The sequence below is a fragment of the Kandleria vitulina DSM 20405 genome (assembly GCF_000702065.1).
Lineage (GTDB): Bacteria > Bacillota_I > Bacilli_A > Erysipelotrichales > Coprobacillaceae > Kandleria > Kandleria vitulina.
The window spans coordinates 1-10,323 of record NZ_JNKN01000048.1 but is presented as its reverse complement, the minus strand read 5'-3'; the positions used below and the strand labels follow the sequence as shown (position 1 = coordinate 10,323).

At 36.2% G+C, this 10,323-nt stretch carries 13 protein-coding genes and 1 rRNA gene; 13 read left to right on the top strand and 1 reads right to left on the bottom strand.

The features are described from left to right. The 10 genes from T513_RS0108840 to T513_RS0108795 all read left to right on the top strand — a co-directional run. A partial coding sequence (locus T513_RS0108840) for a transposase (protein WP_238551739.1) occupies nucleotides 1–258 on the top strand: 258 nt, incomplete at its 5' end. Nucleotides 259–495: 237 nt separating this feature from the next. Further along, nucleotides 496–1,452 (top strand): sugar ABC transporter substrate-binding protein, encoded by a 957-nt coding sequence (locus T513_RS0108835; RefSeq protein ID WP_031589808.1) that lies wholly within the window; start codon nucleotides 496–498, stop codon nucleotides 1,450–1,452. Continuing rightward, the gene (locus T513_RS0108830) at nucleotides 1,452–2,783 is read left to right on the top strand and encodes a sensor histidine kinase (protein WP_031589807.1); all 1,332 of its coding nucleotides are present in this window, start codon (nucleotides 1,452–1,454) and stop codon (nucleotides 2,781–2,783) included. The genes T513_RS0108835 and T513_RS0108830 overlap by 1 nt, the downstream gene beginning before the upstream one ends. Continuing rightward, nucleotides 2,758–3,432, top strand: a complete 675-nt coding sequence (locus T513_RS0108825; protein ID WP_029070955.1) for a response regulator transcription factor — start codon at nucleotides 2,758–2,760, stop codon at nucleotides 3,430–3,432. The genes T513_RS0108830 and T513_RS0108825 overlap by 26 nt, the downstream gene beginning before the upstream one ends. After that, entirely contained in the window at nucleotides 3,425–4,726 is a 1,302-nt protein-coding gene (locus T513_RS0108820) for an ABC transporter substrate-binding protein (protein ID WP_031589806.1), read from the top strand. Before T513_RS0108825 ends, T513_RS0108820 begins: the two co-directional genes overlap by 8 nt. Before the next feature lie 164 nt (nucleotides 4,727–4,890). Continuing rightward, on the top strand, nucleotides 4,891–5,325 hold the full coding sequence (locus T513_RS0108815) for a PTS sugar transporter subunit IIA (RefSeq protein WP_029070957.1): 435 nt from the start codon (nucleotides 4,891–4,893) through the stop codon (nucleotides 5,323–5,325). 12 nt (nucleotides 5,326–5,337) lie between these two features. Continuing rightward, nucleotides 5,338–5,832 (top strand): PTS sugar transporter subunit IIB, encoded by a 495-nt coding sequence (locus T513_RS0108810; RefSeq protein ID WP_029070958.1) that lies wholly within the window; start codon nucleotides 5,338–5,340, stop codon nucleotides 5,830–5,832. A 29-nt stretch (nucleotides 5,833–5,861) separates the two neighbouring features. Then, a complete protein-coding gene (locus tag T513_RS0108805; RefSeq protein WP_029070959.1) occupies nucleotides 5,862–6,704 on the top strand; it encodes a PTS mannose/fructose/sorbose/N-acetylgalactosamine transporter subunit IIC in 843 nt (280 codons plus the stop codon). Between the two features lie 2 nt (nucleotides 6,705–6,706). Beyond that, nucleotides 6,707–7,540 (top strand): PTS system mannose/fructose/sorbose family transporter subunit IID, encoded by an 834-nt coding sequence (locus T513_RS0108800; RefSeq protein ID WP_199849361.1) that lies wholly within the window; start codon nucleotides 6,707–6,709, stop codon nucleotides 7,538–7,540. A gap of 18 nt (nucleotides 7,541–7,558) precedes the next feature. After that, complete coding sequence (locus tag T513_RS0108795; RefSeq protein ID WP_029070961.1) at nucleotides 7,559–7,855, top strand: hypothetical protein; 297 nt, start codon at nucleotides 7,559–7,561, stop codon at nucleotides 7,853–7,855. Between the two features lie 48 nt (nucleotides 7,856–7,903). Here T513_RS0108795 and T513_RS0108790 read toward each other — a convergent pair whose 3' ends face one another. Further along, nucleotides 7,904–9,034: a nucleotidyltransferase gene (locus T513_RS0108790; RefSeq protein WP_031589804.1), complete on the bottom strand. Its 1,131-nt coding sequence runs from the start codon at nucleotides 9,032–9,034 to the stop codon at nucleotides 7,904–7,906. Between the two features lie 128 nt (nucleotides 9,035–9,162). Between T513_RS0108790 and T513_RS0108785 the strand changes: the two genes are divergently transcribed. The 3 genes from T513_RS0108785 to T513_RS0108775 form a co-directional block, all read left to right on the top strand. Beyond that, the gene (locus T513_RS0108785; protein WP_236700999.1) at nucleotides 9,163–9,693 is read left to right on the top strand and encodes a YceD family protein; all 531 of its coding nucleotides are present in this window, start codon (nucleotides 9,163–9,165) and stop codon (nucleotides 9,691–9,693) included. A 15-nt stretch (nucleotides 9,694–9,708) separates the two neighbouring features. After that, complete coding sequence (gene rpmF / locus T513_RS0108780) at nucleotides 9,709–9,885, top strand: 50S ribosomal protein L32 (protein WP_029070964.1); 177 nt, start codon at nucleotides 9,709–9,711, stop codon at nucleotides 9,883–9,885. Nucleotides 9,886–10,200: 315 nt separating this feature from the next. After that, a 16S ribosomal RNA gene (locus T513_RS0108775) occupies nucleotides 10,201–10,323 on the top strand; the annotation flags it as partial.

Below are 10,323 nucleotides of genomic sequence, written 5' to 3'. Positions count from 1 at the left end.
CAGGAAGAGTCCTATACATCAAAATCATCATTCTGGGATAGAGATGACATTCCTGTTTACAGTGCTGATAATCCAAGAGAATATCAGTTTAGCGGCAAAAGAATACACAGAGGGCAATATAAAACCGCAAGCGGGAAAATAATCAATGCGGATGTTAATGGCGCATTGAACATCATGCGTAAAAGTAGCGTTGTGGATGTTAACATCCTATACGGTAGAGGCGAAGTGGACACGCCTGTAAGAATAAGGATTGCCTGACTTGTCGGGTGGAAACTTAAATATCAAACTTCTTAAATAGAACCGTCAGGTTCTTAGAAGCCACCTACCTTTAGGTGGGTGGTAGTTCACTAAAGAAGAAGCCTTGTCCAACAAATATTTGGAAATAAAGACTAAGGAGAAATCCTTAGTTTTTTGAACATGGAGACATTTTTTTATTTTTTTTAATGAATATAATAAAAAATGACGTATAATAATGAGAAGAAGAGAGGGAATGTCATGAAGAAGAGAAGTGGGCTTATAGGTTTATCTTTTGTAATAGCAATAACAGCAGGACTTTATGCCTTTGTGGTAAACAATCCTATTCATGCTCATCAGCATCGTATAGGGGAGACATATATGACAATGAATAATACGTTTTATGATGCTATACATGAAGAAGTAAAAAAGATTACTGATGAACATAATGATATTCTTATTACAAGAGATCCATTATTGAGTGTTGAAAAGCAATTAGAACAATTAGATCATTTTGAACAGCAGCATATTGACGTGCTGATCATCAATCCTGTTGATGGTAATGATGATAGAATCATCAATAAGTTAAAAGAGCTAAAGAGAAAAGGGATTTCTATCATTGTAGTAGATAGTCAGTTAAAAGAAGACCAGTTTATAGATTGTACAATCCTTTCTGATAACTATAACGCTGGTGTGCTTTGTGCTAAAGATATGATGAAAAATATTAAGAGTGCAAAGATTCTGTTGCTAGAACATCTCGCAGCCTTGTCAGCTGTCGATCGTATTAAAGGCTTTACTGATACAATCAATAATCATCCTGAATATCAGATTATTGATCGAGAAGATTGTTCTGGCCAAACAGAAATTGCGATGCCTAAGATGAAGGCCATGATTGAAAGACATTCTCATTTTGATGTCCTGATGGCCTTGAATGATCCTAGTGCACTAGGCGCATTGGCAGCTATTGAAGAAGCGAAGAGTCATCAATCATTCATGGTTTATAGTGTTGATGGTTCACCGGATATGAAGAAACTGATCAATGATACAAATGGACGCTATTATACAGCGGCACAGTCTCCGCTGATGATGGGGAAGAAAGCTGCCAATAATGCTTATCGTCTAATAAAAAAGAAGAATGTGTCAGCTAAGGTTATCGTGCCAGTATCACTTGTTGGCAAGAATAATATTTCAGATTATGATTTATCGGGGTGGCAATAATGGATACGGTTAATGACAGACATATAGGATTATTTAGAAAATCTTTGATTCTCTTGAATTTTGTGGCGGTTATCTACAATGCGTTCTTGTTCCTTTTTATTACAAAATATATTGTAGTTAATGGGTTATCACATTCACTTATTGAAAGTATCGGCAGTATTCCTCGTTCACCAGGTTATACATTCTTTGCGTCAGTAGGTTCTTTTAGCATCTTGTTAATGGTGATGTATTTTAGAATTGATCTAGAAGAAAGGCATCGTGTCAGCAAGGATCTTCTTACTTTCATAGAGATGATATTGATGATGGCAATTCTCTATTTGCTTTATGATTGTTATAATGGAATCATACTGTTTGTCTTTGCGGATATTATCTACAATGCAAGAGATAATAAGTATTGGCTATGGTTTTTAGGAATAAGTTTTGGCATGTTGCTGCTTTCAAATTATTCATTGATTTCTACCATCATGAAGATGCCTTCTCTTGATGTCTATATTCGCTTTATGCCTCGTGCTACTGGAGTATCTATTTCTTTCTTTAGAAGTTTTATTGATTCATTGAATATGGTGCTCTTCATTTTATTCTTGATTACTTATTTGATTACATCTTTGGATGAACAGAGTCATATCAAAGAAGAACTAGATATGGTATCCCAAGTTAATACAGAATTAAACAGCTATGTTGCCCTAACTGAAAAAATAGCGGAAGACAGAGAAAGAAAGAGAATTGCCAGGGAAATTCATGATACCTTGGGTCATGCATTGACGGGTATTGCAGCAGGTGTAGATGCCTGTATTGTACTTATTGATAGTGATGTAGATCGTACTAAACAGCAGTTAAAGATAGTCAGTGGTGTCATCCGTGAAGGAATCGGTGATGTTCGTCGTTCACTTAATAAACTTCGTCCTGGAGCATTGGAAGATCGTACTCTTAAGGATGCAATCATAAAGATGATTGATGAATATCGTGAACTATCTAAATTGAATATTTCACTTTATTATGAGTGGGATTATATTGACTTCGATAATACGAAAGAAGATATTCTTTTCAGAATGATTCAGGAGTCAATTACGAATTCTTTAAGACATGGTCATGCTAAAAATGTAGAAATCAATCTGTTCAATACGGAACAGTGCTACTATATTATCATTCAGGATGATGGTATTGGTTCAGAACATATTACATATGGTTATGGCTTAAAACAAATGAAAGAACGTCTTGCCATGATTGGCGGGAGTGTAGAATATATAGGAGATCAGGGATTTAGAACAATGGCCATGATCCCTAAGGTAAAAGGGGAGGATAAAAATGATAAAAGTACTAATAGCAGATGATCAGGCTCTTATTAGAGAATCTCTTCAGATTGTATTATCTACACAGCCTGATTTATCATTAACAGGAGTAGCAGGAAATGGCTTTGAAGTCCTCGATGCTATCAAGGAAGAATTACCCGATGTTATTCTTATGGATATACGTATGCCAGGTATGGATGGCGTTGTCTGTACTAAAGAAGTCAAGGAGAAATATCCTTCAGTCAAGATTATTATCTTAACAACATTCGATGATGATGATTTTGTCTTCAGTGCTTTAAAGTATGGTGCTTCAGGTTATCTTCTTAAAGGGGTATCGATGGAAGAACTTGTTCATGCAATCAAGACTGTTCATAGTGGGAAAGCTATGATCAACCCAGATATTGCGACAAAGGTTTTTAAGCTCTTCTCTAAAATGGCACAGTCCAATTATACAATTCAGGTAGATGAACATAATTGTGATGATCTTACATCAATGGAATGGAAGATCATTCAGCAAATCGGCAATGGCTTATCAAATAAAGAGATTGCCTCTAAGCTCTTCTTATCAGAAGGGACTGTCAGAAACTATCTTTCTCATATCTTATCTAAGCTCTCTTTACGAGATCGTACTCAGCTTGCTATATGGGCTGTGCAGACTGGTGTAACTATGAAGGAGATTCCTGATGATTAATATGATCAAAAGTCATCAGAAAACGATCGTTATCTGGATTATATCTTTAGCTTGTTTTTCTTCATTTATCTATTGGAATAATCCAGAACGTGTCATTACGATCACGTTAGGAACGTATGTAGGAAGTCCCTGGGATGTGCCTGATCCTACTAGCTATAAGCTGCTTGATCGTATTATCAAGAATTTTGAAAAAGAGAATCCTACAATTAAGGTGAAGTATGAACCTGGTATTGCCAAGTCTGATTATTCTTCCTGGTTATCAGAATTGATTGTTCAAGGAAAACAGCCGGATGTATTTGTCGTACCAGATGATGACTTTAACTTATTATTAAGTACAGGTGCACTTGATAATCTTAATAGACTTGTAAAAGAAGATCGTTTTAATACCAATATCTTCTTTGATTCAGCTATTGATGCTGGCGTTGTCAATCATGAAGTATACGCTTTGCCATTTTCTAGTAATCCAGTGATGATGTGCGTTAATATGGACATATTAAAAAAAGAAGGAATTACGATACCAGATCATTGGACTATCGAAGAATTCTATGACATGTGCAATAAAATCACTAAGGATACAGATCATGATGGAGTATTAGATCAATTTGGAGTCTGTGATTATACATGGAAAGATGTTATCGCGGGATATGGAATTTCTTTATTTAATGAAGAAGGAACAAAATCTTATTTTAATTCATCAAAGGTAAAAAAAGCGTTTGCGATGTTAAGTAAGATCACACACCTTAATAAGAATATAAAAGTAAGCTCAGAAGACTTTGATAAAGGGAAGGTAGCCTTTATGCCAATGACATTGGCACAATATAGAACTTATAAGCCTTATCCTTATCGTGTAGCCAAGTATTCTACCTTCAGCTGGAGCTGTCGTTCTATGCCTACTTCTACTAGCAATGCGGCCTATCAGATGAAAACAGCTTTAATTGGATTATCATCTCGATCTAATCATAAGCAGTCTGCCTGGAAGTTTTTGAAAATGATCTGCAGTGATCCTGATGTTCAGCAATTGATTCTAGAACAGTCACAGGGTGCTTCACCGGTAAGAGAGGTCATGAATGATTCTTTTACTGATAATCTATTTAAGAGAAATGGTTTTGGACCAAGTGAACTGACAGCACAGCGTATTAATACAATCATGGAGCAGACAATTGCGTATCCTAAGTTTAAGAAGTATGCTCATGTCATGGAAACAGCAGATTATCTTGTAACCCTTTCATTAGCTAACAACAGCTTGGATGCGGATCTATCACAAATTCATCAGAATATTCAAAAGTTATTATAAAGCAGTCAAATGACTGCTTTTTTTGATGTAATAATCAACTTTTTCGTGATGACAAATGTCACATACTAACATGATAAATATCATCAACACTTCATGACGTTTGATACGTTACAGCGCTTTCATTCTTGTATAGAATATAGGTACAACATGAGAGGAGAGAGATAATGAAATATTTGGTATTAGTTAGTCATGGCGGTTTTGCGGCTGGATTAAAATCTTCTCTTGCAATGTTTGCAGGAGACAAGATGGACCAAGTTATTGCGACTGGTTTAGAAAACGGAAAGTCTGCAGCTGAATTTAGAGAAGTGTTCAAAGAAGCAATCTCACCAATTCAGGCCGAAGATGAAATGGTATTGTTAGCTGATATTATTGGTGGATCACCATTAACTACTGCATTAGATGTTTTAGGTGAAATGAACAGATTGGAATCAACTGTAGTTGTTGGGGGAATGAATTTACCTATGGCATTAACTGCCGCAGTTATGAAAGATGCGCTTGATGGAGATGCGTTGGCAACAACACTTGTAAGTGAAGCAACTACTGCTTTACAGCAGTTTAAAGCAACAGCAGAAGATGCTGATGAAGAAGACGATATTTAAGGAGAATAAAAAATGGCAATTAGTTTCGTAAGAATTGATGACCGTATGATTCATGGTCAGACAGTAACAAGATGGTCTAAGGAATATCCTTGTACAGGACTTATCGCAGTTAATGATGCAGCAGCATCAAATACAGTTTTAAAACAGGCATATAAGAGTGCTTCTGATAAGAAGACTTTTGTATGGACTAAAGAACATTTTAAAGATGTTAAAGAAAAGGTTACAAATAGTAAAGATAAATATTTCTTAATTACTAAGAACCCACTTGATATGAAAGAATTACTTGTGGATGAAGGATTTGTTCCTGGAGATGTAAAAACAGTAATTGTTGGTCCATGTAATGATAGACCTGGTGCTGTGAAATTAGGAAATAATCAGTCTATTACTCAGGAAGAAGCTGAAGCTTTTGAAGCTATCAGTAAAGCTGGTTATGAAGTGAAGTTTTCTTTAGTTCCTGATGTATCTATTGGTACATGGGATGACTTCAAAGGAAAATTTGGCTTTTAACATAAAATTAAAGAAAAGGGAGAAAAATTATGACAATTAGTTGGTTACAGGCTGCTTTGCTTGGTCTATTTGCTTGTTTAGCATCTATGCCAGGTCTAGGTGGTACATCTATTGGTAACTACACATTAGGGCGTCCTTTAGTAGGGGGACTTGTGTGTGGTCTTATCTTAGGTGATTTAAGATTAGGTATTATTTGTGGTTTAGCTTTACAGGTTGTTTACATCGCATTAGTAACACCTGGTGGAACAGTTTCAGCTGATGTACGAGCTATCTCTTATATCGGTATTCCACTTGCGATGGTTGCTATTAAATCTCAGGGTATTGATCCATTATCTGGCAATGCAAAGAGCATGGCTACTTCAATGGGTACTCTAGTAGGTACATTAGGTACAGTATTATTCTATGGTACTGCTACATTAAACTTGGTATGGCAGCACATTGGATGGAAGGCTATCGAAAATGAAGATTTCCATAAAGTATACTTAGTAGACTGGGGATTACCTTGGATCTCACATTTCTTATTCTCATTTATTCCTACATTATTATTATGCCGTTTCGGTGCAGATGCCGTTACTGCATTAAAGACAGCTTTACCAATGGATGGTATTCCAATGAGAACACTATTCACAGTTGGTCAGTTATTACCATGTGTCGGGATTGCTATCTTATTAAAACAGATTGTAGAAAAAGCTACAGACTTTATCCCATTCTTCGTAGGATTTACTCTTGCAAAATCTTTAGGATTAAACTTAGTTTCTTGTACAGTCATCGCAATGATCTTTGCGGTTATCTACTATGAATTAGAAATGATCAAACAGAGAAAAACTGTTGCTGTAGATGCCATCGATGATGAAGAAGAGGAGGACATTTAATTATGGAAAAGAAAATTAGTAAAAAGGCGTTATCTCGTTCCTTCCATCATTGGTATTATGGTAACTTAACTTGCTTTACTCAGGAACATATGCAGACATTCGGTTATCTTGCATCTATGTTACCAATCGTTGAAGATCTTTATGACAACAAAGAAGATCAGAAACGTTCTATGAATACTTATACAGCATTCTTCAACACTGAACCTCAGATTGGGGCATTAGTTGTTGGTATCACAGCTGGTTTAGAAGAAGCACGTGCTAATCAGTCTGGTGAAGTTGATGACGAAACTATCAACGGTTTACGTGCAGGGTTAATGGGTCCTTTAGCTGGTATCGGTGATTCATTAATCGTAGGTACATTGATTCCAATCCTTCTTGGTGTATCAATGGGTCTTTCAAGTGGAGGTAGCCCAATTGGTGCCATCTTCTACATTGTTGTATGGAACTTACTTGCTTACTTTGGTATGAAGTTTGCATACTATAAAGGTTATGAATTAGGTGGAAAAGCTGTAGAATTCTTAGTTGGTCCAGTTGGAAATTCATTAAGAAAAGCAATTGGATGCTTAGGTGCTATGGTTATTGGTGCGGTAGCTGCATCATGGGTACCTATCACTACTGCTATTTCATTAAAAAATGCTAGTGGTAAAGAATACTTAAATTTACAGAATCAGTTAGATGGTGTATATCCTGGTTTACTTACTGGTGTATTCATCGTATTCTGCTGGTGGTTAATGGCTAAAAAGAACATTTCACCTATCAAGGTTATGTTATTATTAGTTGTTATCGCATTCTTAGGAGTACTCTGTGGATTCTTCAATCCTGGTTTAAAATATTAATAATAAGGAGATTCAAACATGGACAAGAGATTATACAACGCCTATATGGAAGAGATTGCTTATCAGAAACATATGCTACAGAACGTACAGCGCTGGCTCAGTTTATCCTTCCTCATCTCGACAATTGGTGTGCTGCTTGCCTATATGTATGCTTCAGCATCTCTGGTTATTGCAATCATCGGTTATCTGCTTGTCTTTGTGGGAGTACTCTCGACCTTAACCTTTGGGCTTGGTTTTTATAGAGGTCGTAAAAATGTAAATAAGGTAATTGATGAATTTGAAAATCGCGTTCATTTATCCAATACTCCTCATTAAGTTGCCTTATTAAAAGGACATTCCTTCCCCAGGAATGTCCTTTTGTTTTTATTCATGATATGGTATCGAAGAAATCTCAGTATGAGCGTCACCGTATATAAGTGATAAAAGTGTAGCAGCTTTATATTCTAAGGTTAATGAGGGATGCTGATGTTTAGAAATATTAGCAATGATCTTAAAATCAGTTCGCTTTTTCTGTTCCTTAATATAAAGTTGTCCCTTTTTAGAGAAAGCTAAGAGGCGGATATAGTCAATTTTCATCATGGCAGGAACGTCTTCTTTCTTATTGTTTAATAAGATATGTACAAGCATACGCTGAATACGAGAACGTGTGTATCTTTTTGATGTTAATCTATTGATGAGATCTTCCATATTATCAGTTTTCTTTATTGTATCTTTTAAGAGGTTTTCAATTCCTTCATCTACAAGATGAATAGAGGAAAGCTGCTCATTAAATAAGATTGTATATTTTAGATAAGGAAAAAATTCTGAGAAGCTATAGAGATGTTCATCTTTATAATATTGATAACCCGGTAATTGTGATGAGACATCGATATGAGCGTGCAGCGCTTTTCTTAATGATGTTGCACTGGCAATCTCTTGAAGCTTTTCTTCATGATAATCATTTGTACGCTTGATGCAGTGCATCCTTATATCATAATGATTATGAATGATTTCTTTAACGTAGCTTAATCCAAGCAGATCGTTTGGGGTTTTTACTTCTTTATTTAATAATAAAGATAGAGCACGGTTGCAGGCGTCAGGATAGCGCAGACCTTGATCCATAGCTTCCTTGATGGCAGTGTTGTATTGTTCCTGATGATTTTCTATAGTATTGGCAATTTCGATAAATTGTTCAATATCACCATTTTCGCTTCCGAAGAGTAAATCGGTAATGCCCATTTCATGAAGGAGGGTCATTGCTCCTTTAGCAAAGTAGTCAGCACTTTCTACAGCATAGATTGTTGGCAGTTCGATAACGATATCTGCACCACTTTCAATAGCTATGCGACTTCTGATCCATTTAGATATAATTGCTGGTTCTCCACGTTGTACAAATTGAGGAGACATCACTATTATTGTAAGATCTGGTTTGACTATTTCCTGGGCCTTCTTTAAATGATAAAGGTGTCCTTTGTGGAATGGGTTGTATTCAGCGACAATGCCTAATATTTTCATAAAATCACCTCAAAAAATAGTTTAACATGACTCATAAAAAAATAAAGAAATTATCATTGGAAATTTGTTCATCTTTCCATTGACTTACAAAAACTTCTTCTATATAATGTGTTATGCGAGTTATAGAGGTGATAATCTTGAAGTGGAGTCTTAATTGGCTAATTAAACAAAAGAATGGACAATTTGATTTCGAAGAGAGTCTTACATTTCCAAAAGAAATGTTCTATAACTTATCTCAAATCAATGGATTGAAAGACAGTGTGAGGGTTTCTGGTCACGGTCACTTCTTTGAAGCTGATCAAAGATTATATGTAACACTTCACGTTGAAGGCACTATGATTGTTCCTTGTGCTATTTCATCGGAACCGGTGGAGTATCCGTTTGAACTAGACGAAACAGAAATCTTTGCCTTTTACAAGCCTGACGAAGATGAGGATGTCATTGAGGCTAAGAAAGACACAGCCGATTTGACACCTGTGGTATTCCAGGAAATCATGATGGTAGTACCAATGAGAGTTGTCAAGGAAGGTGCTGAACTAACGCGCACTGGAAAAGGCTGGCAAGTCCTTGATGAGTCAGATGTTCATGCGAATGAAGAAGACAATCCTATTGATCCAAGGCTAGCAAAGCTAAAAGATTATTTTAAGAACAAGGAATAAGAGGAGGTAATACTTATGGCAGTACCATTTAGAAGAGTATCTAGTACAAGAAGAAACAAAAGAAGAACACATGACAAATTAACAGCACCTACTGTTATCGTTTGTCCTGAATGTGGTGAATTCACTTTACCACACAGAGTATGCAAACATTGTGGTTCTTACAATGGCCAGAAAGTCATGGAAGTAAAGTAATATGACATAAATTAAGGTGGAGATGATTCTCCATCTTTTTTTATTTTATGACAAAGAATAAAAAAGCAAGCAATAGGCTCTGAATACCGCTTTAAATAGCCCAAAATGGCGATCTGAGAGATTTTTAAAAAAATTATGAAAAAAATGCTTTACAAAGAGGAGAGGTGATGATAATATAAGTGAGCACTCAGCGAGAGCCGAGTGGCCTGAACATTGAAAACTGAACAGAAACACGTCAAATAGATGAGTGAGAAAACACTCGCAAATAAAACAAGCAAGCAATTAACAAGAGCCAAAAGATGGCTCCATTGATAGACAATGGAGAGTTTGATCCTGGCTCAGGATGAACGCTGGCGGCGTGCCTAATACATGCAAGTCGAACGGGAATCTTCGGATTCCAGTGGCGAACGGGTGAGGAATACATAGGTAACCTGCCCC